Origin of the sequence: Staphylococcus sp. IVB6181, assembly GCF_025561445.1 — a bacterium.
GTDB classification, from domain to species: domain Bacteria; phylum Bacillota; class Bacilli; order Staphylococcales; family Staphylococcaceae; genus Staphylococcus; species Staphylococcus simulans_B.
Genome location: NZ_CP095096.1, coordinates 1,196,486 through 1,222,650, shown reverse-complemented (window position 1 = coordinate 1,222,650; position 26,165 = coordinate 1,196,486). Strand labels below are relative to the sequence as shown.

Annotated in this window: 23 protein-coding genes and 1 pseudogene; 5 read left to right on the top strand and 19 right to left on the bottom strand. The window is 36.1% G+C overall.

The window, feature by feature from the left end; translation table 11 throughout:
* Positions 1 to 46 precede the first annotated feature (46 nt).
* The 4 genes and pseudogenes from MUA90_RS05960 to MUA90_RS05945 all read left to right on the top strand — a co-directional run.
* Positions 47 to 517, top strand: coding sequence for a hypothetical protein (locus MUA90_RS05960; protein ID WP_114603079.1), 471 nt, complete (start codon positions 47 to 49; stop codon positions 515 to 517).
* Between the two features lie 258 nt (positions 518 to 775).
* Entirely contained in the window at positions 776 to 1,342 is a 567-nt protein-coding gene (locus MUA90_RS05955) for a DUF3267 domain-containing protein (RefSeq protein WP_262588674.1), read from the top strand.
* A 161-nt stretch (positions 1,343 to 1,503) separates the two neighbouring features.
* Positions 1,504 to 2,475, top strand: a complete 972-nt coding sequence (locus MUA90_RS05950; protein WP_262588673.1) for a peptidylprolyl isomerase PrsA — start codon at positions 1,504 to 1,506, stop codon at positions 2,473 to 2,475.
* Between the two features lie 302 nt (positions 2,476 to 2,777).
* Positions 2,778 to 3,962 (top strand): annotated as a pseudogene (locus tag MUA90_RS05945) (ISL3 family transposase); the annotation flags it as partial.
* A gap of 164 nt (positions 3,963 to 4,126) precedes the next feature.
* Here the strand turns inward: MUA90_RS05945 and yhaM are convergent.
* The 9 genes from yhaM to MUA90_RS05900 form a co-directional block, all read right to left on the bottom strand.
* Positions 4,127 to 5,068: a 3'-5' exoribonuclease YhaM gene (gene yhaM, locus MUA90_RS05940; RefSeq protein ID WP_105992465.1), complete on the bottom strand. Its 942-nt coding sequence runs from the start codon at positions 5,066 to 5,068 to the stop codon at positions 4,127 to 4,129.
* Positions 5,065 to 8,001, bottom strand: coding sequence for an AAA family ATPase (locus tag MUA90_RS05935; RefSeq protein WP_262588672.1), 2,937 nt, complete (start codon positions 7,999 to 8,001; stop codon positions 5,065 to 5,067). The genes yhaM and MUA90_RS05935 overlap by 4 nt, the downstream gene beginning before the upstream one ends.
* The gene (locus tag MUA90_RS05930) at positions 7,998 to 9,188 is read right to left on the bottom strand and encodes a metallophosphoesterase family protein (protein WP_262588671.1); all 1,191 of its coding nucleotides are present in this window, start codon (positions 9,186 to 9,188) and stop codon (positions 7,998 to 8,000) included. The genes MUA90_RS05935 and MUA90_RS05930 overlap by 4 nt, the downstream gene beginning before the upstream one ends.
* 182 nt (positions 9,189 to 9,370) lie before the next feature.
* A complete protein-coding gene (locus tag MUA90_RS05925) occupies positions 9,371 to 9,724 on the bottom strand; it encodes a YlbF/YmcA family competence regulator (protein ID WP_114603073.1) in 354 nt (117 codons plus the stop codon).
* A gap of 129 nt (positions 9,725 to 9,853) precedes the next feature.
* Complete coding sequence (locus tag MUA90_RS05920) at positions 9,854 to 10,984, bottom strand: DUF445 domain-containing protein (protein WP_262588670.1); 1,131 nt, start codon at positions 10,982 to 10,984, stop codon at positions 9,854 to 9,856.
* 198 nt (positions 10,985 to 11,182) lie between these two features.
* Complete coding sequence (locus MUA90_RS05915) at positions 11,183 to 11,647, bottom strand: XRE family transcriptional regulator XdrA (RefSeq protein WP_105992460.1); 465 nt, start codon at positions 11,645 to 11,647, stop codon at positions 11,183 to 11,185.
* Positions 11,648 to 12,050: 403 nt separating this feature from the next.
* The gene (locus MUA90_RS05910; protein ID WP_262588669.1) at positions 12,051 to 13,328 is read right to left on the bottom strand and encodes a dicarboxylate/amino acid:cation symporter; all 1,278 of its coding nucleotides are present in this window, start codon (positions 13,326 to 13,328) and stop codon (positions 12,051 to 12,053) included.
* Positions 13,329 to 13,476: 148 nt separating this feature from the next.
* Positions 13,477 to 14,103, bottom strand: a complete 627-nt coding sequence (locus MUA90_RS05905) for a response regulator (RefSeq protein ID WP_262588668.1) — start codon at positions 14,101 to 14,103, stop codon at positions 13,477 to 13,479.
* Entirely contained in the window at positions 14,078 to 15,232 is a 1,155-nt protein-coding gene (locus MUA90_RS05900; protein WP_262588667.1) for a GAF domain-containing sensor histidine kinase, read from the bottom strand. The genes MUA90_RS05905 and MUA90_RS05900 overlap by 26 nt, the downstream gene beginning before the upstream one ends.
* 135 nt (positions 15,233 to 15,367) lie before the next feature.
* On the opposite strand from MUA90_RS05900, the gene MUA90_RS05895 reads away from it, so the two are divergent.
* Positions 15,368 to 16,192: an RluA family pseudouridine synthase gene (locus MUA90_RS05895; RefSeq protein ID WP_262588666.1), complete on the top strand. Its 825-nt coding sequence runs from the start codon at positions 15,368 to 15,370 to the stop codon at positions 16,190 to 16,192.
* Positions 16,193 to 16,239: 47 nt separating this feature from the next.
* On the opposite strand, the gene fumC is transcribed toward MUA90_RS05895, so the two are convergent.
* The 10 genes from fumC to MUA90_RS05845 all read right to left on the bottom strand — a co-directional run bounded on the left by fumC (position 16,240) and on the right by MUA90_RS05845 (position 26,059).
* Positions 16,240 to 17,628: a class II fumarate hydratase gene (gene fumC, locus MUA90_RS05890; protein WP_262588665.1), complete on the bottom strand. Its 1,389-nt coding sequence runs from the start codon at positions 17,626 to 17,628 to the stop codon at positions 16,240 to 16,242.
* Between the two features lie 176 nt (positions 17,629 to 17,804).
* Positions 17,805 to 18,212: a hypothetical protein gene (locus tag MUA90_RS05885; RefSeq protein ID WP_262588664.1), complete on the bottom strand. Its 408-nt coding sequence runs from the start codon at positions 18,210 to 18,212 to the stop codon at positions 17,805 to 17,807.
* A gap of 131 nt (positions 18,213 to 18,343) precedes the next feature.
* On the bottom strand, positions 18,344 to 18,943 hold the full coding sequence (locus tag MUA90_RS05880; RefSeq protein WP_262588663.1) for a 6-phosphogluconolactonase: 600 nt from the start codon (positions 18,941 to 18,943) through the stop codon (positions 18,344 to 18,346).
* 154 nt (positions 18,944 to 19,097) lie between these two features.
* On the bottom strand, positions 19,098 to 19,568 hold the full coding sequence (gene trmL / locus MUA90_RS05875; RefSeq protein WP_114603064.1) for a tRNA (uridine(34)/cytosine(34)/5-carboxymethylaminomethyluridine(34)-2'-O)-methyltransferase TrmL: 471 nt from the start codon (positions 19,566 to 19,568) through the stop codon (positions 19,098 to 19,100).
* Positions 19,569 to 19,574: 6 nt separating this feature from the next.
* Complete coding sequence (queG, locus tag MUA90_RS05870) at positions 19,575 to 20,702, bottom strand: tRNA epoxyqueuosine(34) reductase QueG (RefSeq protein ID WP_262588662.1); 1,128 nt, start codon at positions 20,700 to 20,702, stop codon at positions 19,575 to 19,577.
* 112 nt (positions 20,703 to 20,814) lie between these two features.
* Positions 20,815 to 21,570, bottom strand: coding sequence for an acetylglutamate kinase (argB, locus tag MUA90_RS05865; RefSeq protein WP_262588661.1), 756 nt, complete (start codon positions 21,568 to 21,570; stop codon positions 20,815 to 20,817).
* Positions 21,571 to 21,579: 9 nt separating this feature from the next.
* Positions 21,580 to 22,803 carry a bifunctional glutamate N-acetyltransferase/amino-acid acetyltransferase ArgJ gene (gene argJ, locus MUA90_RS05860; RefSeq protein WP_262588660.1) on the bottom strand — a complete coding sequence of 408 codons (1,224 nt, stop codon included), beginning with the start codon at positions 22,801 to 22,803 and terminating at the stop codon, positions 21,580 to 21,582.
* A 15-nt stretch (positions 22,804 to 22,818) separates the two neighbouring features.
* On the bottom strand, positions 22,819 to 23,847 hold the full coding sequence (gene argC / locus MUA90_RS05855; protein WP_262588659.1) for an N-acetyl-gamma-glutamyl-phosphate reductase: 1,029 nt from the start codon (positions 23,845 to 23,847) through the stop codon (positions 22,819 to 22,821).
* Between the two features lie 21 nt (positions 23,848 to 23,868).
* A complete protein-coding gene (locus tag MUA90_RS05850) occupies positions 23,869 to 24,591 on the bottom strand; it encodes an amino acid ABC transporter ATP-binding protein (protein ID WP_262588658.1) in 723 nt (240 codons plus the stop codon).
* Complete coding sequence (locus MUA90_RS05845) at positions 24,584 to 26,059, bottom strand: ABC transporter substrate-binding protein/permease (RefSeq protein ID WP_262588657.1); 1,476 nt, start codon at positions 26,057 to 26,059, stop codon at positions 24,584 to 24,586. The genes MUA90_RS05850 and MUA90_RS05845 overlap by 8 nt, the downstream gene beginning before the upstream one ends.
* Between the last annotated feature and the right edge of the window lie 106 nt (positions 26,060 to 26,165).

The following is a 26,165-nucleotide window of genomic DNA, read 5'->3' as shown; positions in this document are numbered from 1 at the left end:
CATACTATATCAAATCTGAACATCAATTAATTAAGGAGACTAACCTATGAAAGTATTACGTATTTTAGGTGGATTAGCAGCCGGTACAGCAGCTGGCTTAGCAGTTACTGCTTTTAACAAAGACCAATCTAAAACTAGTCAAGGCGAATTTGACGACAGTACACGTGCAATTAAGCAATCTACCAACAATATCACAGGCTATGTGAATCAAATCAAAGAAGAAACAAAACAAGTTAAAACGATTGTCGACGAAGTCAAAACATTAATCAGCGACTTCATGAAAGATATTCAACCGAATATTAATCATATTCAAGAAAATATCGAAGACATTCAAAAACGCGGTGATGTTATTACAGCTACGGTTCAAGATATTACTAAAAGCCCAAGCAAGAAAAACATTCCGCCTTACACACCTAAAACGCAAGCTATCGGCAGAGATGAAAAAGAAACTGTTTATCAAAACCAATCAGCAGCTGTTCAACCTAAAGATAAAAAAGTTGATACTGAAGCTGAATAAACATTCAATTAAGATTAGGACAAAATCATTTTGTTCTAATCTTTTTTTGTGCTTTTTTAATGCATTTAATCACGCTTTAATATGCATTATGACAACATTTATTCCCTTTTCTCTTTCCTTTAAAAACACCTGTCAAAATTCCTCGTAAATAATGCTTGACTCTTTTGAAATAAAGATAGATAATACCTAAGTATTGATAAGAAACAAGCAAAAAAACATCCAAAAATTTCAAAAATATACATGCGAGGAGGTATCGTGATGTTCATGTGTTCTCGTCAAATTGACATTAATACTAGATTTGGCTTACCGCGTATCTTTTTCATAGCGCTCGTTACTACGATTATTACTTTTTTAATTAGTTATGAGGTATTGATATTTTTATCTCACAAGGAAATTACAGATCGATACTTTTTCGTCTTTTTAGCTGCGGTGCTGTTGTTGTATCCGATTCATAAAATGATTCATTTAGTGGTACTGGCACCCTACTATAAACACTTTAAAAAGAAACGTTTAACAAAACGTCCTTGGATACCTTTATATAACTTATATGTCAGCACACCTGTGAACAAATACCTGTTCTGCTTAAGCTTAATCACACCGTTAATCGTCATTACAGCAGCTAGCATTTATCTCGCTGCTTTATTACCGCAATACGGTCATTACTTTATGTTTTTACTTTCACTCAATGCAGGATTTTCAGTGATGGACTTCATGTACTTGAAATTGATTTTATTCTCTAATGAAGGTAAATATATCGAAGAACATTGCACAGGTTTCAATATCTTAAACAAATACGATTATCCATTAGATCCGAACTTTAATTAAATTTGAAATACTATTCAAAGGTCTGAACATTGCACTGCTTTGTTCAGACCCTTTTTTATCTTCTCCTTCATACTTTGGTCTTAGTACAACAGAAATGAATTTGTATCACATTCATAGTATGGTATATTAACATTGTTATATTTAAAAAAGGAGATTGTGATATGAGATCATTTAAGAAGATTATGATTCCTGTCGCAGCAAGTGCTGTACTATTAGGCGCATGCGGGAATCAAGCAACGGACTCTAAAGATAATGTACTGATATCTTCAAAAGCCGGAGATGTTAAAGTTGAAGATGTTATGAAAAAAATCGGCAATGAACAAATTGCGAACAGTTCTTTTGAAATCCTGCTCGGCAAATTGCTTGAAAAGAAATATGCGGATCAAGTGGATGATAAAGAAATTGATAAACAAATCAAAGAAGAACAAAAACAATACGGCGGCAAAGATCAGTTTGAAAGTGCTCTAAAACAACAAGGTATGACACTTAAAGATTATAAAGAGCAAAAGAAACTTCAAGCGTATCAAAAACAACTGCTGACAGATAAAGTTAAAGTGTCTGATAAAGAGTTGAAGGACAACACTAAAAAAGCTTCTCATATCCTTATTAAAGTCAAATCAGACGACAAAGATAAAGAAGGTTTAAGTGATAAAGAAGCAAAACAAAAAGCTGAATCCATCCAAAAAGAAGTGAAGAAAAATCCGGATAAATTCGGTGAAATTGCGAAAAAAGAATCAATGGATAAAGCAAGTGCCAAAAAAGACGACAGCTTAGATTATGTCATCAAAGGCCAAATGGTCGAACCATTCGATAAAGCTTTATTCAAATTAAAAGATGGCGAAATCTCAGATGTAGTGAAAACAGATTACGGCTATCACATAATCAAAGCTGAAAAACCAACGGACTTCTCTTCAGAACGTAAGAAATTAAAATCTCAAATCGTTCAAAATAAAGTTCAAAAAGATCCGAAAATCTTAGTAGATGCTTATAAAGATCTATTAAAAGAATATAATGTAGACTTTAAAGATAGAGATATTAAAAAAGCAGTCGATGATTCTATCTTAAATCCAGAAAAGCTTAAGCAGCAGTCACAAGGCGGCGGCAGTTCTGGTGAGGGTATGTCTACTCCTTAATCAAATCTGAATGCATAAAAATAACGCTGAATTCCTCGGCTCTATAATAAATTCGGTTGATGAGATAACCTAGCGGTTATTTCTCAATCGAATTTTTTGCATAAAAAGGGCGCAACCCCCTAATATTTAAGTTACCAACACAAATAAAGAGAGGAATTGCGCTTATGACACATTGTATAGCAAAAACACTTGATTATAAAGGGAAAAATATTACTTTTTCTGATGATGTTCAGGAAGTTTACTTTAACTTGGTAAGAACTTTACTATTTAAAGGCACTTTGACATAAACACCAGATTGTTGTGAAAACTGCGGAGCAGTAAATGAAAACCATAGAATAGTAAAGAATGGTAAAAGAAAAACGATGATAAAGCTTATGAAGATTCAAGGTAGTCCCAGTTATTTAGAGCTCAAAAAACAAAGGTTCTTTTGTCGTTCATGCCATTCATCATTTGTAGCAAAGACGAATTTTGTGAAAAAACATCATAATTTCTGTAATAAATTAGCGCTGCATATTCTGTATCAAAGCCATGAGAATAGGTCTTGCAAAGGCATTGCTTACGATAACAATGTTAGTTCTGCTTCTGTAATACGTTATATTAATAAAACTGCAAATAGTGTTAAGTTAGGTCCATTTAATGAACTGCCCAAACATATCATGGTGGATGAATTCAAAAGTGTTAAAAATGTAGTAGGTAAAATGAGTTTTATATTTTGTGATGGTGATACGCATCAAATCGTAGATATTTTACCTGATCGTAGAAAGCGTGCATTATTTGCTTATTTTATCCGGTTTGATAGAGAAGTAAGAAAAAGAGTTGAAACAGTTACAACCGATATGTACAGCCCATATATTTCTTTATTTAAGCAGTTATTTCCAAATGCGAAAATCATTTTAGATCGATTTCACCTTGTTCAAGCATTAAATAGAGAACTCAATAGAGTTCGTATCAGGATAATGAATGAAAAAAGACATAAGGATGGCAAATACTATAGAAAACTTAAACATTATTGGAAGCTTATTCTTAAACCTTCCGAATCCTTGAATAGTACGCTTTATAAAGATAACAAGCTTTTCCCTGGATTAGAATCAGAAAAATCAATGATAAATTTTATTTTGGGTGAAAGCCCAGAGTTAAAGGATGTCTATGACAAAGTAAATGCGCTTCGTACATCAATAAAGACCAATGAAAATCATAAATTAACTCATCAAATTCTTAAATACCTTAAGGATAGAAATACTGATGGCGGACTTAAAAGAGTACTTAAAAGCTTTAGAAATTTTTTACCAGAAATTATGAATGCATTAAATCATCCTGGTCGCTCAAACGGCCCTATAGAAGCTATAAATAACAACATTAAAGTACTAAAAAGAATCGCTTATGGATACAGAAATTTCTATAACTTCAGAAATAGAATTCTAATCAAATTCAAGCTATTAGCTAAGAAAAAACATCGCTTCCATACTCCATTGCCTAAAGCAGCTTAAAATAAAAAATGCTCAGTTAGTAATACTAAATTCCATAGGAATTAAAGCAATACTAGCTGAGCGACATAGTTTATGGTAACTATAATATTTGATTTCAAATTTTATGCATCAACCGAATTTGACATAGAGCCAATTCCTCGTGGGATTCAGCGTTTTATTATGCATTAATCTAAACTTTGCGGATTATAAAATTGTCTGTTTTCCATTGCGAAAAGACGTTCAGTGAACTGCCCTTTTCCAGTCTTTTTGAATGCTTTTTCAAACATGTTCATTCTTGCATCAATATTATCAATATAAGTTAAGATTTCCGCTTCTTTCAGCATCGGCAACTTCGGTGAACCGTATTCCAGTTTTCCGTGATGCGATAAAATCATATGTTTCAGCAACATCACTTCTTCGCCTTCAATACCTAAATCTTCTGCGGCTTTCGTAACTTCTTCGCTGGCAATAGAAATATGTCCTAACAAATTACCTTCAACCGTATAAGATGTTGCGACAGGTCCGCTTAACTCTTTAACCTTGCCGATATCATGCAAGATAACCCCGCTGTATAACAAGCTTCTGTTCAGCATTGGATAAATGTCGCATAATCCGCTTGCGATTTTCAGCATCGTTAATACATGATAGCTTAAACCGCTCGCAAAGTTATGATGGAAAGAACTGGCTGCAGGAAATACATAAAAAGCATCGTGGTGCTTTTTCAATAAATGTCTCGTCAATCGCTGCAGGTTGCTGTTTTCTATATCTAATAAGAAATAATCGATTTGTTCTTTAATTTGATCAGGTGTTAAAGGTGCCCCATCAATAAAATCTTTCGCAGATAAACCGTCTGCCGGCTGTGCAAGTTCAAAGTGATTAACTTTCATTTGTTTGCGGCCGCGGTAATTAATGACATCACCTTTAGCTTTGATAATCGTTTCTGGTTTAAGTACTTCCATATCTTGTTTTGTGACTGTCCATACTTTAGCTTCAATTTCACCGCTTTTATCTTGCAAGTATAAAGTCATATAATCTTTACCTTGTGCAGTTACCCCCTGTGCTGCACGGTGAATCAAGAAGAAATGATCAACTGAATCTCCTGGCTGAAGCTTTTCTACATTTCTCATTTTTTGCCTCCTTCTTCTAATTTTTCTAAGACTACCGTTTGTTTAGACGGAATATAGTTTTCTTTCGCGCAAGTAAAGTATAAAATTTGGTACTTCGCAGCTAATTCTTTGAGGTATTCCATCATAGCTGCTTTACGATGTTTATCAAAATGAACGAAAGCATCATCAATAATAATCGGCATTGAGTAATAAGGTTGTAAAATTTTGATCAAACTTAAACGCAATGCAATATACAATAATTCTTTCGTAGATTGGCTGATTTCATTCGGATGATACATTTGACCGTTGCGGTGTTTGACTCTGACATCTTCATTGGCATAAGTGACTTGTGAATAGTTGCCGTTCGTTAAGCGGCTGAAAATGTCGGTTGCTTCATCAATCACTTGCGGTAAACGTTTGTCTTTGATTTGTTTGATATGCGCATCGACAAGTGCTTGCAAGTAGCTGAGACTCGCCCAATCTTTCGCATTTTCATTCATTTGGTTTCTTAGCATGTAATATTTATGACGTAATTGCGCTAATGTGTCGTCAGTTTCCATATGCTTGATTTGCGCATTTAAATCACTGACTTCTGTTTGCAATGCAAGATACTTATCATTGTATTCATCAACTTGAGAAGCTAAGACATTGTTTTCATCTTCTAGTTGTACTTTTGTTTTAGCACTTAAATCAGAAGCATCGTCATACATCATATTTTGATTTTCCAAGTATTTGTTTAAATCTTGATATCGGCTGTGGTTATCTTTATAAGTTGTATAACGGTTATGATAACGATAGAATGCTTCTTCATCCCCTACATTGACAAAAGTAAATAAACTTTCGATAGACTGTTGATGCTCGTTTAAACGTTCATTCAATTGTTCGATTTCTTTAGTCAACAACTGGATGTCTTCATCATTACGTTTCCATTTTGTTTTATTATCTTCAGCTTCTTTTAACCATCGTTTCGTATCATGGAATAATGCTAAGGCATTAAAGCTTGTTAATTGATTTTTTGTGACCGCTTCTGCATGGTTATAGAATGTATCTACTTCTTCTTTCAATGCTTTTTGCTGGTCTGTTAATTCTGCAACACGTTGTTTTAATGTTTGAATACGTTCAATAGTTTTAACACCGTCAATAATCAAATCATCAGACATTTTGTCAGAGACATGCAAGTCGGATTTGACTTCTTGAATGTTTTTATCGAAGTGTTCAAAATTTTGTTTTGCTTCTTTCAACTTATCTTCGGTCAATTCGATTTTAGAACGCAATACATCTATCGCTTTATTCACACTGTGGTTTTGTTCTCTTAAGCGATATTGTTCATCTAAATCAAAATCTAAGTCATAGTTTTGTTCTAAATCAGCATTTTGCTGTTCCAATTGTGCAATTTCATTTGAGAATGTCTCGCTATGGCCGATTTCTGATGATTTAAACAAGATAGCGCCAAACACAAAGCCGATCGCCGCAATGACAAATATCACCGCAAACAACATTGCTTGAGTCACAAATGAGAACGCTGCTAAACCAGCACTGATAAGCGCTAATATAATAAAGATGATGCGTGTTGTTTTTTGTTTGCGATTACGTTCTTCTTGTTCTGTATCAAATGCTTCTTTCATTTTTTGATATAGATTTTTCTTTTCGCCAAGTTCAATAGATTGCTGATTATATTGTTTTTTCTTGTCGAAAACTTCATCAGAAACAAGCGCCGCTTCAACCGCTTCTTTTTCTTCATCGTTATTCGCTTGTTCAATTTGCTGTTCTTCTAACGTACGTTCAAGCTGCGTAATATAAGATGATTGATCGTTCTTCTTAGAAATTTGTTTGCTGACAAAGCTTTTCACACTATCAGACGTATCAATATTTTCATGGTCTTCTTGCCATCCGATATTAGATTTTAAGCCTTCGATTTCTCTTGTTTTATCTTCGATTTCTTTATTTAGCGCATGCAACTGCGTTTCTTTTTGTTTAATTTCATCTTCTTGTTTCACAATATTATCTAATGCTTCGATATCAATCTGTTTAGGTACAGAAATATGTTCATTTTCATTTTGCAATTGTTCAAGCTTTTCTTTACGCAAGCTGATATCTTTTTTAAGCTGGTCTTCACGTGCTTTAGACGCTTCATAACGCTCGATACCTTGTTCAGGGAAATCAAGCGGTTCGATATTCAATTCATGCTCTAACGCTTTCCATTCTTGTGCTTGATCCAGCAATGCTACTTCTTTTTGTTTTGATTCATGCATTTTAGACAGCTGCATCAAATTTTGTTTCAAATGATCTAATCGGCGCTCTGCTTTATCACGTTCATCAATCAGACTATGATATGACTCAAGTTCGCTTTCATGCGCTCTGATTTGATTTTGAAGGTCATTCAGCTGTTCTAACTGCTGATTAATGATTGGATTCTTGCCTGAGCGTTTATACAACTCTGCTTTTTGTGTTTCCAACTGTTCGCGCATTGTTGTAAATTGTGTAGAGCCTAATGCCCCTGCTTGCAGCAAATATTCTTGCAGCTGCTTTTCATCCATATTGCGATGAATATTTTGCAGACCTAAAACGTCGAAGGAATAAATACCTTTGTACGTATTTTTATCGATATAATTTAATTTATTTCTAAGCCACTCTTCATCACGGATACCGCCGTTTTCAAGAAAGACTTTCACATCACCTTGTGCTGCACCTTTCACACGCTCAACTTCAATCTTTTGGCCGTCATCTAATTGAAGATATAATTTACCGCCGTATTGATTGCCTAATCTCGGTTCAAAGCGCGGTTCGTTTTCGCGTTTTGTAGGGAAACCGAACAAAATAGAGTGGATAAAGGCTTGAATCGTAGATTTACCCGCTTCGTTTTCACCGAAAATCTGTGTTAATGTTTTGTTGAATTTAATCTTTCTTTCAACAAATTTACCGTATCCATAAATGTCTAATGCAAGAATCTTCATGATCTATCACCTCTCAAATCCGATTTAAGCAATGCCTCAGCGCGGTTAATCAATTCTGTCTTATCGAAGTCATCATAATTATCCAAGAATCTCGAAGCCTTAGGATTGAGATACAATTCATTCATTGCTTGATCGAAAACGGCTTCATCCGCTTTTAACTCTTGAGAGAATTCTTGTTCTAATGGTCTTGCATCGTCATCTTTATAAGATACAATCAATGATTCAATAAACACAAAGTTCTTTTCATTCTCTTCATATTCTTTCAGCATCTCATCAACTTGCTGCAAATCCTGTGCAGGGACAGGTTCATCGCTGTCGATTTCAAGGTAAACTCTATAGAAAGCTTTACCTTGCTTACGCACTTGATCTTTGAATTTTTGAATAACGTCGTAAATCTCTTGTTTTGTCGTTGCTTCTGTTTCGATTTTCACTTCATCAAAGCGAATATAATGCGAAGGTTTGAATTCGACATTTAATTTGAACTCATCTCCTTCAACTAACAAGAAACCTTTGTCGCCCATTTCATTGAAATGACGGCCTTGCGTATTGCCGGGATAAAAAGTCGGCGGCATATCATTAAGCTGCTGACGCTCATGAATATGACCTAATGCCCAGTAATGATACAACTTAGAATTCAAATCTTCTAAACGAAACTCAGTATAACGGTGTTTTGTTGAGGATTTGCTGTAAGTACCGTGTAATACACCGATATGCAGGCCTTTCTCGCCTTGACTGGAAGGATACTCATCTAATTTATTTTCATAGCTTGCTTCATCTTGATAACTGAAACCATGAAGATAAATCTTTTCTCCGCCTTTTGTGATGGTTTGATATGTTTCAACATTTTTATCGAATACCGAAACATTCTCCGGCCAATCTGTTGTAACATTATCAGAAAGCGGATCATGATTGCCGTGACACATATAAACAAATATCTGTTCTTTCTTTAAGCGTTCAAATTGTTCTTTTAAAAATACTTCTGCTTTCAATGTACGATTTCGATGATCGAACACATCTCCGGCAATTACAATAAAGTCCACTTCTTCTTGCAATGCAAAGTTGACAATAGATTTAAAACTTTCGTATGTACTTCTTTTAACATCTTCATAGATGTTTTCACTCAAATGACTATGCGTTTTAAACGGACTATCCAAGTGTAAATCTGCACAATGAATAAATTTCACCATATTGGTAAGCTCCTTTTCAATATATCATCCATATTTTAAATTACTTATGTAAAATTCAATGTTTTCGCAACCAAAGTATCATCTTATTTTACCATACTACGCGTTAACGGTCTAAAGAACTTAGGTTCAAAAAGACATAAAAAAACTGTCGGATACTACTCCGACAGTGAGAAATTTAAACCTTATTTTTCGTCTTCAGCGTAAACTTCATCTAAAGGTTTTACGATGATTTGGTTGATTTCTTGGAATACTTGGCTCATTTGTTGTTCAGCAGACATAAGCTCAGCAATGTTTTCGTCTTTTTCAATTGCTTGTGCTTGCTCTTGAGCTTTTTTCAAGTCATCTTCTTCGATTTGTTCACCTTGCATTTGCATTTGTTGGAATTTCAATTGTGTTTCACGGAACTCATCGAATAACTTTTTAGATTCTTCGTTGGCTTTAACTTTATCATAAGCATCTTTAATTGCTTGATATTCTTTGCTTTCTCTTAAAGCCTCTTCTAATTTGTGTGCTTGTTCTTGTAAATCTACTGCCATTTCAAATTCACTCCTATTAGTTATTTTACTACGTCGTCAATAAACATAACATAAATGTTTAACACTGTCGAAACATTTAATCATCACTGCTATTAACTGCCCTTTAATACATTCCCAGACATTGCTGTTTTAAACAAATAAAGCGATAATTCCTTGGAAACAGCCGATAATACCGCCAAGAATGAAACCAAGCAGCATAATCAGATTCAATTCTTTGTTGGCAATATCAATGATTAAACGTTCAATATAATCCAAATCGAATGAATTGATTTGTTCTTCAACAATACCGCTGAGATTCACTTGCTTCATAATGGATGAGATATGCTCAGCTGCTTTATTGACAATTAAATCTGTCATATAGCCAGCTGCATGCTGCTCTGCATAAGCCACAAGTCCAGGTGCAAGTTCTTTTAACGGTTGATTAACTTTAGTCGGAATATCGATATAAGCCATGATAATCGGTGTTGCTTTATCTTTAATGTTATTGAATTGTGCAGGCGACAACACATGATCAAGCGGCTTTTCTTTTAAAGTCTGATATTCGTTTCGAATCAGCTGTGCTGCTATTTTACGCGCTTTCGGATGATTGGTTAAACGGATTAATTCCATTTGGATACGTTCAGCAATGCTTTCTTTCGTCATGAACATTTGAAGTAAGCCGACAATTTTGCCTTTTTCTGCAAAAAACGTATCGAGCATATTGTATATATCTTCTTCCCCTTTTGAAGAAGATAAATAAATACGAGCACGGTCGCATAATAACGGTGTTAAGGCTTCAACTTTTTCATCAATTTCTTGTTCTAATGATTCAGGCAGTAATTGGTGAATTTCTTGTTGGCCATTTTCTTGATAATATTGGGTTAACTTTTCGTCAATCATACGCTGTACTTTAGTTTGTGCTGCTTGTTCTAAGTCAATATCTAAAGACTGTGCAAAATTCTGCAATGTTGCCTTGTCGTTGCTCAACTTATGCATTTGCTGCCCTATAAAGCTTTCTATTGCTGTTCTAGCACTCGTTGAACTGATTTTTTCTTTAATTAAATCTTCTGTGATCAGATGTTCTTCAATCACACGTCCGATTTTATTTGCGATTTCTTCTCTGCGCTTAGGTACTAAACCTGGCGTGAAAGGAATTCTCCACTTGCCTATATGATAGGCTTTTTGCGGGTGGAATAACATTTTGATAGCGATGATATTCGTGACCCCGCCTATAATTGCACCGATAGCAATCATAAATAATATGACTAAAAATTCGTGCATAATTTTATCTCCTTTTACTGACACTCGTATTAATAATACTACAATAGATTGGAATCCATTCACAATTGAGAGGTTTCGCCAAATAAAAAAAGATTGATGACCATAGCCACCAATCTTTTTAAGTATCATGATTCAAATCGTTAAAAAGTGTATCAATCTCTGCAAAAGATTCTGTTATCACTCTTTATCGGTTATGAATTAAGCATGCACTAATTCATCTTTAGAGATTCTTCCGAAGTATGTTTCGGCTTCTCTTAATTTAGAAGTTCCAAAAATAGGTTGTTTATCCTTATTTAATACGCGGTAGATTTCACTGACTTTGTTGCTTTGTAAAATAAATCCGTTTTTAGCATCCAATGTATTCCAATAAATATCGCTTGTTGTTGAATGTTTAGGATATGCACAATGATTTCTGGAAATCGTTTGAACGATTTCTAATGGATCACATCCGAATGTGCTGTTTAAGACATCTGAGTCTCTGAATAAAGCACAAATTGAAACACATGTTGTCCAGTTAGGTAAGACGCGCTCTTTCTCAATTTGAACAAGGGTTTTTTTCGATAAGCCTATCGTTTGAGCCATTGTATCTTGAGTATAGCCTGCTTCTATTCTCACCATTTTGAACTTCGTTTGAATTAAATCTGTAAAACTTTGTCTATCCATCATTACTCTACCTTTCTATTATGTGATTCTTCCGTACGCAAGAAATTGCAATTATACACATTTCTTGAAACACAAATTACATCTTAATACAAAATAACAAAAATTAAAAGACCGAAATCGTATTTATAACGTATTTTGTTAAAGCCGAAATTATCAAAATAATCAAACACTTTTCCGCTTATATTTTCACCGGTATCCCTATGAAATAGAGTATCTCGGTCATTTTGATTAGGATTTTTAGCTCTTACTCTATTATGGCGAAATTTTGCGATTTTTCAAGTCATTTTTGCTTTTTAAGTTAATATTACCTTAAAGTAGAAATATTTATTTCAGTTGTATAAAGTGTATTTTAGTCAAAAAAAAGATTGAGATGCATCTGTCTCATCCCAATCCAAAATAAAAACTATACACGCTTTAATTCTTTTCTATCTTCTTGCTTTGAAATCATAAAGGCACATGCTGCATCACCTGTAATATTGACAGCGGTACGCGTCATATCAAGCAATCTGTCGATACCGATGATGATACCGATTGCGGCTGGATTTAAGTCTACTGCTGTTAACACCATAGCTAACATGATTAAGCCTACACCTGGCACACCTGCAGTTCCGATACTTACGATGACTGCAATCGTAATTACTGTCAAGATTTGAATAATGGTCAAGTCAGCCCCAGATATCTGTGCGATGAATACAGTTGCTACCCCTTGCATAATCGCTGTACCATCCATGTTGATGGTTGCTCCCAACGGCTGCACAAATGAAGCAATCGCTGGTCTGACTCCCATTTTCTTCGTACATTCCATCGAAACCGGCAAAGCTGCATTAGAACTTGAACCGCCGAAACCGATTGTAATAGCCGGAATAAATCCTTTGAAGAATTTAATAGGACTATCTTTAGCTATGAATTTGATAGTACCGCCGTAGATTAAAAAGAAGTGTAAAATCAACGCAGCAAGTACAACGATAAAGTACAATCCCAGCTGACGGATTGCGCCTAAGCCTGCACCTGTAAAAGCATGTGCGACTAAGCAAAATGTTCCAATCGGCGCAAATACACGCATAATCATAGAGATTATATACATCAGCACCTCATTGAATTGTTCAAAGAACTGCCGAACAATGAGTGCTTTTTCTCCCAAAATCATAATTCCGATTCCGATAAATATTGAAAACGTAATGACTTGCAGCATGTTGCCTTGTGTCATGGCTTCAACTGGATTTTTCGGAAACAGATTAATCAATGTTTGATCAAATGTTTGTTTTGCAGGTGCATCTGCACCTTCGTTTTGTTTATCTAATGTCTTTTGATACGATGATACATCTGCACTTTTCATTAAATCAGAATGTCCTGCACCTGGTTTAACAATCAATGCCAGTACAATTGCAATAGTAATCGCTATTGCCGTAGTACATAAAAAGAAAATCAAAGTCTTCAAGCCGATGCCTCCGAGTAATTTCGGATCCCCTACACCGACAACGCCAAGCACAATTGAAACAAAGACCACTGGAACAACGAGCATAAAGATCAAGTTCAAGAAAATTTGACCGACGGTATTAAAGAAATACTGGTCTACCCCTTTAACTAAACTTGTTTGCGCATAAATATCGCAAATCGATCCAATGATTATCCCTGCAATTAAAGCAATGACAATATTCATTGTTAAGTTTTTGCTTTTCATTGGCTCCATCCACCTTTTATTTAGTTATATATATTATAGTCAGATTTTTCAGAAATAGCAAATATATATCTTACTTATATTTTTACATGACAAAGAAAACGTGCGGAAAAAGGTTTTGATTTCGCCTTTTCTGCACGTTTTTAATAAATTAAATTAATTTGTTTTCCATCGCATAAATTGCTGCTTGGGTTCTATCTGTGACTTGTAATTTAGAAAAAATATGGCTCACATGTGTTTTGATTGTTTTCTCAGACACAAATAAGGCTTCTGCTATTTCTCGGTTGGTTTTGCCTTTTGCCATTTCTTTTAGTACGTCTTTTTCTCTATTTGACAGTTTGTTAATATGATGAGGTTTTCTAGCTACATCATCCATTACTTTTTGAACCTCTGGGTGAATGATTCTTTCACCTTGCAGTACCTTATGTATGGAATCAATCAAGACCTCTGGTTCTACATCTTTCATTTCATAACCGTCAGCACCTTTATTGAGCGCTGAAATGACATGTTCGTCATCCGCATAGCTTGTCAGTACTAGAATCTTGATATCCGGATAATGTGCTTTTAACATTTCGGTTACTTCAATGCCGTTCATTTCCGGCATAACCAAATCGAGCAGAACAATATCTGGATAGGTATCTGTATTTTGCAAGCTGTCGATAAATTCTTTTCCATTCGCAAATGACCCTTGAACTGTTAAATCATCAATTGTTGAAATTAAAAATTCAATGCCTTGCCGAACAATGTAATGATCATCTATCAAAACTACTTGGTTCATGATTTATCTCCTTCTTTGCCGACGTTAAAGGAACATTCAAACGAATTGTCGTTCCTTGATTTAACTTAGAATTAATATCAATACTTCCCTGTATTTGTTTGATACGCTGACGCATATTATGAATACCATGAGAAGTCTGGTTGACCCATTCTGGATTGAAACCCACACCATGATCTGAAATAACTACTTCAAATTCTTTATCTTTTTGGTGCAGCAAGATATAAGCTTGGCTGGTTTGTGAATGTTTTTTAACATTATTCATGGTCTCTTGCAAGATGCGATAAATATGTTCTTCCACCGTGCTGGATAAATCGATCAAACCTTCTACTTCAATATCCGGCTGAATACCGATCAGTTTGCAGTATTGTTTTAATGCACTGACTAAACCGTGTTCTAAGCCAATCGGTTTTAATTGCCATATCAATGCGCGCATTTCATTGACTGCTTGCTGGCTGGTTGTTTCAATCGTTTCAAAGGCTTTCTTTGCTACAGGCTCCTTAGTCATACCATAAGCCGCATGTGCCGTTAATTTCAAAGAGAACAGCATTTGATTGACTGAATCATGCAAATCACGTGCCAAGCGGTTGCGTTCATTTAAACGTGCTGCTTCTTTCTCTTTATTCGTCAGTTCGATTCTCTTAATAGTCGAACCGATTTGAAATGCTACTGATTCGAGCAACTCTAAATCTTCTTCTGAGTATTTCTCGGTATAAGGCGAAGCTACGTTTAACAACCCGAAACGTTCACTGCCTGAACGCAGCGGGACTGTCGCATGATGTGTAATCCCTTCTGATTCGTCAAGATACGCTTGATTGGCTGCACTGATTCTGGAACAATGGATAATATTTGAAGCCTTCATCAGTTTTTCGCTATGGTAAGCTTGTACGCACCAGCAAGTGCCTTCATTCATTCCTTGGCATTCATTTTTCAACAAAGAAGGCGGCAAATGATAGTCCGCTGCCATTTCTTGCTGCCCGTCTTCATTGATAAAGAAAATCCAGCCGGTAGTAAAAGCACTGCCTTCCACTAATAGCCGTAAAGCACCATGCATCATTGTATAGATTTCTGTTTCTTCATTCAGATATTCAGCGATTTCCTTTAGTAAAGCAAGGCGTGTCGGTTTAACCAAAAAGCGTCACCTCTCAATGTCAATTTATCTATATTATACCGATTCAGCTATCTTAACGATAGCATTCTACTTCAAGTCTCGACGCATTACTAACAGAATATGTTATCATATTAAGTAATAATCGAGGAGGACATTATGGAATTTAAAGTACCTGAACAATACAATGGCTATACATTGCGTGAAATTTTTCAAGATGTGAAATTACCTAAAAAAGAACTGCATCAATTAAATATGTCAAAAGCCATTACGATTAATGGCAAGGAAGCTAAATTAACAGATAAAGCTGCACAAGGCGATCAAGTCTTTGTGCCTACGCCTGACGAAGTCAGCAACTATTTGCCGAGTTACCGTTATGCGGATGTTTATTATGAAGATGAGGATATTGCGATTATCAAGAAGCCTAAAGGCGTAAAAACGCATCCGAATGATTTAAAAGAAAGCAACACACTGATGAACCACGTCATTTACACGATTGACAGTGATTATGTCGAACCGATTCATCGTTTAGACCAAGAAACTGTCGGCTTGTTGATTGTGGCGAAAAACCCATTGATGAAAAAGCTGCTTGACCGTATGTTGGAAGACAATCAGATTGCACGTATTTATAAAGCAGTAGTTAAAAGCCAACTGCCATTAAAACCGCAAACGATCGACCAGCCTATCGGTAAAGACAAATTTCATCCGAACCGCAGAAGAGTTTCGCCAACAGGACAACATGCTGTTACGCACATTTTAGATGCACGTATGCTTAAAGAAAACGAATGTGAACTAGATATTAAGCTGGATACAGGACGCACACATCAAATCCGTGTACATTTAGCTGCCATCGGCCATCCAGTTCTTGGAGACCCTTTATACGGCGATTCTAAACTGAGAAAATTGCGCTTGCATAGTCATAAAATTGAATTTACACATCCGCTGACAAAACAATTGATTTCTGTTTCATTGGATGACAAATAAAAGGAGAAGGCATTGCGCCCTCTCCTTTTATTTCTTGATTATCTATTTTATTCTTTTGGTTCTACCATGTTTTCAGGTTTAATCCATTCATCAAATTGCTCTTCAGTCAGATAACCTGAATCAATTGCTGATTGTTTTAAAGTAATGCCTTGTTTATGTGCATTTTTCGCAATTGAAGCTGCTTTTTCGTAACCGATATGCGGGTTCAATGCAGTCACAAGCATCAATGAACGATTTAAATATTGATCGATGTTTTCTTCAATCGGTTCAATGCCTTGTGCACAGTTTTCATCAAATGTTCTCATACCGTCTGCTAATAGGTAAATAGATTGTAATGTATTGTCCATAATCACTGGTTTGAAGACGTTTAATTCAAAGTTTCCTTGTGATGCCGCAATACCTACAACTGTATCGTTACCCATAACTTGAACTGACACCATCGTCAACATTTCACATTGTGTCGGGTTCACTTTACCAGGCATGATTGAAGAACCTGGTTCGTTTTCAGGAATGCTGATTTCAGCTAAACCTGCACGCGGACCTGAAGCTAACCAACGGATATCGTTCGCAATTTTCATCAAGTCAGCTGCTAAAGCTTTTAATGAACCGTGCAATTGAACCACTTCATCATGTGCTGTCAACGCATGGAATTTATTTTCTGATGATACGAATGGATAGCCTGTATTTTCTTTAATGTTTGCTGCTACCATATCGCCGAATTTAGGATGCGCGTTGATACCTGTACCAACTGCAGTACCGCCGATTGCCAAATTTAATAAATGCGCTTTTGATTCCCCTAATAATTGTTCGCATTTATCGAGCATATAGCGCCATCCGCTGATTTCTTGTCCTAAACGAATCGGTGTAGCATCTTGTAAGTGTGTACGGCCGATTTTAATAATGTCATGGAAGTCTTTTTCTTTCTTTTCAAATGTATCGCGTAATTGTTTCAACGCAGGTTCCAAGTTTGATTCGATTTCATGGTATAAAGCGACATGCATTGCTGTTGGGAATGTATCGTTTGAACTTTGTGATTTGTTAACATCGTCATTTGGATGTACTGTATCTTCGCTGCCGTGTTTTTTCAAGTAATCATTCGCCACATAGCTGACAACTTCGTTGACGTTCATGTTGCTTTGCGTACCGCTTCCTGTTTGCCATACTACTAATGGGAAATGTTCATCCAATTCCCCTTTAATCACACGATCGCATGCAAAGACAATTGCATCTTTTTTATCTTCGCTTAATTTGCCTAGTTCAAAGTTTGCTAATGCTGCTGCACGTTTTAATTGTGCAAAGCCATACACAACTTCAATCGGCATACGTTCTTTACCGACTGGGAAATTACGTTTACTTCTTTCAGTTTGTGCACCCCAGAACTTATCTCCAGGTACTTCGATTTCTCCAAAAGTATCATGCTCAATTCTTACTGACATTTGACTTGTCTCCCCTTTTTGAATGGTATTTATCACAAGTATAGCATTAACCCTTTTTAAATTAAATCGCTATATAGTTAACGCTTTCATTAATGTTTCCAACTTCTCTGATAATGTATTATGTAACAAAAAAGAGCCTAGTCAAGACTAAGCTCGATTGAATATACGTATTTAATTTATTGTTTTCCCGCAAAGTAGTGTTTAACTGCTTGTATTACTGCAACAGCTGTAAGGATATAAAGGATAATACTGATAACTAATAGAATTGGACTCAGTGTGATTAAAGTGCCTAAAAAGCCCATTAAACTCGCATAGAACTCACCTAGCGGTTTAAACAAAATAAAAGTTATCGCTATACAGCAGATGACACTGATAATAACACCCTTTTGGTTGCTTTTGATAAATAACTGCGGATCTCTTTGACTGACTAACCCTTCTGACAGATTCATTTGCAGTTTTACTACTCTGAAAAGTACTGGCAGATATAATGCGCCTAGTGCAATTGGAAACCCTTTTATAGACAGCAAACTGACAATGAACGTAATGATCATTAATAATTTCCAATGTTTATGTAAGTTTTGCATGGTAATGTTCCTTTCTGATATTACTCGCTCATAAAAATAATAAATGAATTGATTTAAGAATACAAACAAAAATCCGAGTTATATCGAAATCCTTCAACATAACTCGGATACTTCTGCTTTATTTGATTTCCTTAAGAAAAACGCTCAGTGAAATAATGACGTACATCTTCTGGCAAGCCTTCAGCTGCTGCTTCATCTAAAATTACATTGACCATACGGTGTGCTTTTAAGTCAGATGGCACATAGCTTGAGTTACCATTTTCTTCGTATAATTTTTTCACTAATTCCGCTTTTTCCGGTCCAGTCACGACTAAAATCACTTCACGTGCAGGCATTACTCCGGATTTCACTGCAATATCTAAGCTGCCTTTATCGTTGATTGTTAAAACTTGCAATGTGAATTTTGCTTTATTTTCTTTTGATTTGATATTTTCTTCGATAAAGTCTACGACACCATCATTGTATGATAAGCTGTAAACTTGTGTGCTGGGCACACCTAATGTTTCGTAGTATGATTTGTTTTCATCATAATCTAGAATGTTGATTTGACTGAAATCCACTGGATTTCTCAACACATTTTGTTTTAAGTCTTCTAAAACAGGTGCATTGTCATCTGCTAGATGCACACCCATGATTGTTGTTGGATTATTATTAAATGTCTTTCTGATAATATCCGCAGAATAACGTGCTGCTTTATCTGCAGTTGGAAAAACCTTAAAGTTCATTGCCATAATGTACACTCCTCTAATTATTCTCAGTTCGTATATAGCGTTATTTGCTAGATTATTTACCCTCTCTATCATAGCAATAAACGCATTTGTATACAGTGAATTCAACTCTATTATACCTTTTGTGTATCGATTTTTCACTCAATCTAAAAATTTACTAATGCAAATTCGGATAATTTTGCTGTCTTAGCGCTTCATATACTAAAATTGCAGCCGTGTTGGATAAGTTTAAAGAACGGATATGGTCGTTCATCGGTATTCTTAAAGCTGTGTCCGCATATTTTTCTTTCACCCAGTCCGGCAATCCAGTCGTTTCTCGCCCAAATACAAAGTAATGATCTTCATCTGAATCTGAATAGTCAAAGTCTGTAAAGGTTGTTTGACCGAACTTAGTAATTAAGTAATAGTGTCCATTTGTTTGTTCGAAAAATGCTTCGATACTGTCATAATACGTAATATTGACATGTACCCAGTAATCTAATCCTGCCCGCTTCAGCATTTTATCATCTGTGCTGAAACCTAAAGGCTTAATCAGATGCAAATGCGTATCTGTTCCTGCACATGTTCTCGCAATATTGCCGGTATTGGCTGGTATTTGGGGTTGGTATAAAACGACATGGTTCGTCATGATAAGTTAATTCCTCTTTTCTAATCCTTTTAACATTTCTTCTTGAACTTCTTTTTCTTCGTCATCAAAGTTAGTTTCGATAAAGGTGCGTTCGTCTTCGCCTGCAATTTGACCGATAGCCCAGTACGCTGTCCCTCTGATCATAGGTCTCGGGTCATTAAGTGCTACTTCTTTCAGCTCTGGAATCGCTGATGTCTCATTAAAGTGTGCAAGTGCGACAATGGCATTGCGTTGAATCGGCTTCTTGCCTCTCCAAGCTCCAGCTAAATGACCATAAGTATTTTTAAACTCTTTATTGCTCATCTGAAGCAATGGAATCAATCTCGGTTTAAGTATTTCTGGTTCTAATACAATATCATCGTGTTCAGTATTAATACCTCTGTTTTTTGGACAAACTTGCTGGCATGTATCACAGCCATAAAGACGGTTGCCGATTTTATAACGGTATTCGTCTGGGAGATAGCCTTTAGTTTGTGTTAAAAATGAAATACATTTTTGGCTGTTTAATTGACCGTCTCCTACTAAAGCGCCTGTAGGACATCTATCTACACATATTGTACAATCACCGCAGCTGTCCAGCAGCGGATCATCAGGTTCAAACGGAATACTGACCAGCATTTCGCCTAAATATGTCCATGTGCCTAAATCTGGATTGATAACGAAGCCGTTTCTGCCTGTAAAACCAAGTCCAGCACGTTCTGCGACTGCACGATCTGACAATACGCCTGTATCTACCATCGATAACATTTCTACATCAGGCACTTTTTCCTTAATGAATGCACCGAGCTGATCTAAACGTTTACGCATAATTGTATGATAATCTTGGCCCCATGAAGCTCTTGCGAACATACCTCTGCGGTCGCCGCGTACACTTTTCGGTGCGCCTTTTAATTTATTCGGATAACCCACTGCTATCGCTATAATAGATCTTGCTGTCGGCATTGATAACTTAGGGTTGACTCTTAATTCAATATTAGGTTCTTCAAAACCAGATGCATAACCTTTAACATGATAGTCTACTAACTTTTGTTTCAGCTCATCAAAGGGATCTGCAGTCGTAAAACCGATACTGTCGATACCGATTTGATGCGCAAAATCTATTATTTCTTTCTTTAATTGTTTATTATCCACCATAATGCCTCCATATTAATGGTCCATTCTGTATTTTAACACAAATTGTACAGTGAAAATGAAGAAATTCTTCAAAATTAAAAGCCGATGCAGATGCACCAGCTTTTAATCAAATTTATTTTTGAATGGTTGTTACGATGGAGTGACCTTTAAAATAGTCTGCGATAATATGCGGTTCGTATCCTGGTACAATCATAACTTTCGGGCACCCTTCATCCAATGCTTCAGAAGCATCTTTAAGTTTAGGAATCATACCGCCGCATACAATATTAGATTGAATTAATATATCCAGATTCTCTTGTTGAATGGTTGGTATCACTTTCCCATTATCCAACACACCCGGAATGTCGCTTAATATGACTAAAGGCGCTTTTAAAGCAGAAGCAACTTTATAAGCAAGTGTATCCGCATTTACATTATAAAATTGATTATGATAACGCCCGACAGATGCCATAATCGGTATATAAGCGCTGCATAACTGTTTTAATGCTTCAGTATTAACTGAGTCAGGCACAGCCACATATCCTAGTGCTTTGTTGAAGGGATGGCATTTAAACAATGGGAAGTAAGCACCGTTAATCCCGATGAACTGCTGGGATAAGGTATTGGCTTGTTCCACTAAATCCACATTGACTTTGCACAATAACGTATTCACTAATATTTTGAGTGTAGCTAAATCCGTTTTGCGTATGCCGTTTTCAAATTCTGATGCTATGCCTTGTTCTTTTAATGCTTTATTAATCATCGGACCACCGCCGTGAATAATAATGGGAAAGTAGCCATTCTTTTTACTCTCCGCAATTTCTTCAAAAACAGATAAAGACATTTTCTCGATGATACTGCCTCCGATTTTAAATACGATGTATTTCATAAGATGACCTCACGTTCTATAAGATGCATTGATACGTACATAATCATAAGATAAGTCGCAGCCGAATGCTTCTTGTTCATATTTGCCTTTGCCGATAGTGGCAGTAATGTCTATTATAGAATTGCCCATTTGTGCTTTTAAATCAGATTCATTAAAGTCTGCAGGCAATCCATTATTAACGACTAATGTACCGCATAACCAAATATTGACTTCATTAGGACGTACATTCGGATAGAAGTTTCCGATTGCTGAAGATAAGCGTCCGACATTAGGATCTTCACCGAATAAAGCTGTTTTCACCAGATTTGATGAGATAATACCTTTAGCGGTTTGACCCGCAATCGTTTTAGTCGGTGCACCGTTTACTTTTACTTTAACGAGTTTAGTTGCACCCTCTCCATCTTTCGCGATAGCGATTGCTAAATGTTTTGCAACTTTCAAAAATGCTGCTTTAAATTGATTCCAAGCTGGATGCTCTGGTGTTAAGGGATTTGTTGATACTTTTCCGTTAGCGAGTACCAGCACCATATCATTAGTACTCGTATCGCCATCCACGGTAATCATATTGAATGTGTCATCCACAACTTCCTTTAACAGTCTCTGCAAATGTTTGCTGTCAATGACCGCATCTGTAGTCATAAACCCTAACATAGTAGCCATATTAGGATGAATCATACCTGAACCTTTGGCTGTACCGCCAATCGTGACAATTTGATGATCAATTTCTACTTCAACAGCTATGTGTTTTGCAGTTGTATCTGTTGTTAATATGGCCTCGTTAAAGTATTGACTATTTTGATAAGCCGCTTCCTTTATTTTTGAACACCCGTAATAAATTGCATCCATCGGCAACAACGTTCCGATGACACCTGTAGAAGCAATGGCTACTTCATTCACAGGTACTTCTAGTTCTTGAGCGGCTTTACTGCGCATGGCTAATGCATCACGATAGCCTTTTGGACCTGTACATGAATTTGCTACTCCAGAATTCACTACAATGGCACGTAATGTCTGATGTATTTTGACTGTCTGTTCTGTTACTTTCAATGGTGCTGCTTTAAATGGATTGACTGTATAGACACCTGCTGCGTTGGCAGGCACCTCGCTGACAATCCAGCCGAAATCACGTTTCTTCTTTTTTAATCCTGCATGCATGCCGCCTGAACTAAAACCTTTTGGAGATGCCGCATCTCCAGCTTCAATCACTTTATATGCGTGTTGTGTTGTATTCATAGTTGTCACCTTCTTTTATTGATATACGGGTGTTTGATTTAATCCTGTTTGTTCATTCAATCCGAATAACCGATTCATATTTTGTATTGCTTGTCCGCTGGCACCCTTTACGAGATTATCAATGACACTGATGATAATACCTGTCTGACTGGTTTCATCAACATAAAGTCCGATATCGCAAAAGTTGCTGCCTGAGACTTCTTTAGTTGCTGGAAAATTATTACTTGATCTGATTCTGATAAAAGGTTGGCTGTCATATTCATTTTGATATAGTTTTCTGATTGCTTCTTCAGTCACAGGGCGTTTAAACGATACATAACATGTTGCTAATATACCTCTTGTCATCGGTACAAGATGCGGTGTAAATCTGACTTTAACCTCATGACCTGCAAGCTGGATTAAAAATTGATTTATCTCTGGCGTATGCTTGTGTTTGCCTATCGCATAAGCTTGAAAGTTTTCATTCAGCTCTGGAAAGTGTGTCTGCTGTTTAATAGTTCTCCCTGCCCCTGAAACGCCTGTTTTCGCATCGATAATAATCTGTTTCTTATCAATAACACCTGCTTTGATAAGTGGTGATAACGCTAATAATGAAGCTGTTGGAAAACATCCGGGATTAGCAATTAATTGCACATCTTGATAATTATCCTGCTGTTCAGCTAAACCATATACTGCTTGTTTCAGCCATTTTTGTGCTAATGGATATTCTCCATAATATTGACGGTATATCTCTGGATCTTGCAAACGGAAATCACCGGATAAATCTATTACTTTAATACCTTTGTTTAACAAATCAGGCACAAACTTTTTGCACACGTTTGACGGTGTCGCAAAAAATATCGCATCGCATTCCACTTCATCAATATCTAACTCAGTAAACATAATATCTTTATGATACAGATTAGAAAAAGTGTCTTTTATCGGTTCATTTTGTTTTGAATGTGAAAATACATATTTGATGTGGACGGCAGGATGATGTTGAAGTAATCTGATTAATTCAATTGCCCCATATCCGCTTCCGCCTACTATTCCAACTTCAATCATTACTGCCATCCCCTTACTTAATTACAATGCACGTTTCAAAAATTGCTGTGTTCTTTCATGTTGCGGATTGCCGAAAATTTGCGAAGGTGCACCAGCTTCTGCTACTACACCGTCTGCCATAAACACGACTTTATCGCTGACGTCCTTCGCAAAGTTCATTTCATGTGTAACCACAACCATGGTCATACCTTCTTTTGCCAAGTCTTTCATAACTTGCAATACATCGTCTACTACTTCCGGATCCAGTGCTGAAGTCGGTTCATCAAACAACAGTACATCTGGATGCATTGCTAATGCACGCGCAATGGCAACCCTTTGTTTTTGTCCGCCTGATAATTGTGAAGGATAACTGTCTCCTTTTTCCGCAAGACCTACCTTGCTTAAAAGCTCTTGTGCTTCTTGTTTCAACTCTTGTGAATCTGTATGTTTAAGCAATTTAGGTGCTAACATAATATTCTCTAACACAGTTTTATGCGGAAACAGGTTGATATTTTGAAATACCATTCCCATTTTCTGTCTTAATTCATTTACATGAACACCTTTATCAAGAATGTTTGTACCTTCAAAAATGATTTGACCGCCGTCTGGTTTTTCTAATAAATTAATACAACGTAATAATGTACTTTTGCCTCCGCCGGAAGGACCGATAATCGCAACCACTTCGCCTGCTTTAACTTCTAGTTCAATATCTTTTAATACCTCGTTTTCACCGAAGTTCTTCTTTAAATGTTTAATATTAATCACTGACTTTCATTCTCCCTTCCAAGATGTTCATCACTCTAGATAATGTGAATGTTAAGATGAAGTATAAAATTGCTGCGACAAGCAATGGTGTAAATGGATCGAAGGATGCACCTTGCACAACTTGCGCGTTAAACATAATTTCGCTGACACCGATTACAGATACAATTGAAGATTCTTTAATCACTGTCACAAACTCATTACCTAAAGCCGGCAGAATGTTTTTGACTGCTTGCGGCAAGATAATGTTTTTCATTGTCTGACCATAGCTTAAGCCTAAACTTCTGGCTGCTTCAGTTTGTCCTTTATCTACTGCGTTAATACCAGCTCTGATGATTTCTGCGATATAAGCTGCACAGTTGATAACCATCGCTATCATACCGCAAATCAATGCTGAAATATCCCAACCGAGTACCGCTGTTGTACCAAAGAATACTAAGAATACTTGTACTAATAACGGTGTACCTCTGATAAATTCGATATAGACTGAAGCTAACCATTTTAATGGTTTTATAGAACTTAATTTCATCAATGCGAACAATGCACCGAATAAAGCACCTAAGACTACACCGACAATTGAGATTAGAATTGTGTTTTTAATACCGGTAATGAAGAATGAGCTGTATTTTGTGAAAAAGTTGCCGTCCTCTTCCATAGATTGTGCTGCTTTTTCCTTGTATTGTTCCATCAAGCCTTGATCTTTCATATCTTTAATTGATTTATTCAATTGTGCTAAAAAGACCGGTGAATTTTTAGGCAATGCAATACAAGTGTCTTTGTCTGGTTCATGGAACTTCACATTCGCAAATCCTAATTCAGGATTTTGTTGTAAATATGCTTCTGCGACTGGTTTTTCAATAATAATACCGTCTACTTTTCCGCTTTTTAAAGAAAGAATCGTTTCAGGCAAACGTGTCATAGCATGTACATCTGCATTACTGATTTCTGTTTTGGCTAATTGTTCTTGTGTAGTTTGTTTTTGAGCTCCGATTCTTTTATTATCAAAGTCTCTTAAAGATTTATATTTATCTAAATCTGTTTTTTTCACGACCATTGATTGTCCTGATTTTAAGTATGAATCAGAAAAGTCGACTTCTTTTTTACGTTCAGGTGTAGGTGTCATACCAGAAATAATCATATCGATTTTTCCTGTTTTCAAAGCCCCTAATAAACTGTCGAATGACATGTTTTCAATCTTTAATTTCAAATGATTGTCTTTAGCGATTTTCTTCGCTAGTTCGATATCAATACCCGCAAATTCACGTTTTCCGCTTTTAGTTGTTTCGAATTCTAATGGGGCATAATCTGCAGATAACCCGACTCTTAATTCTCCTCTTTTCTTAATTTTTTCCCATGTTTGATCTTGTTCTTCAGCACCCGCTTTTGCTGAGAAGAATGGGAAAATCAATCCGCATAATAATACGGTACAAATGATAACCTTAATTATATTCGTTGCTTTCTTTTGTATCATAGTGGTGTCCTCCTTAACTCATGGAATTATTATACGTTTATATGTATATATATGCAATACTTATTTTTAAATTTTCTGATAATTAAGTAGAGTAAACGTTTTCATT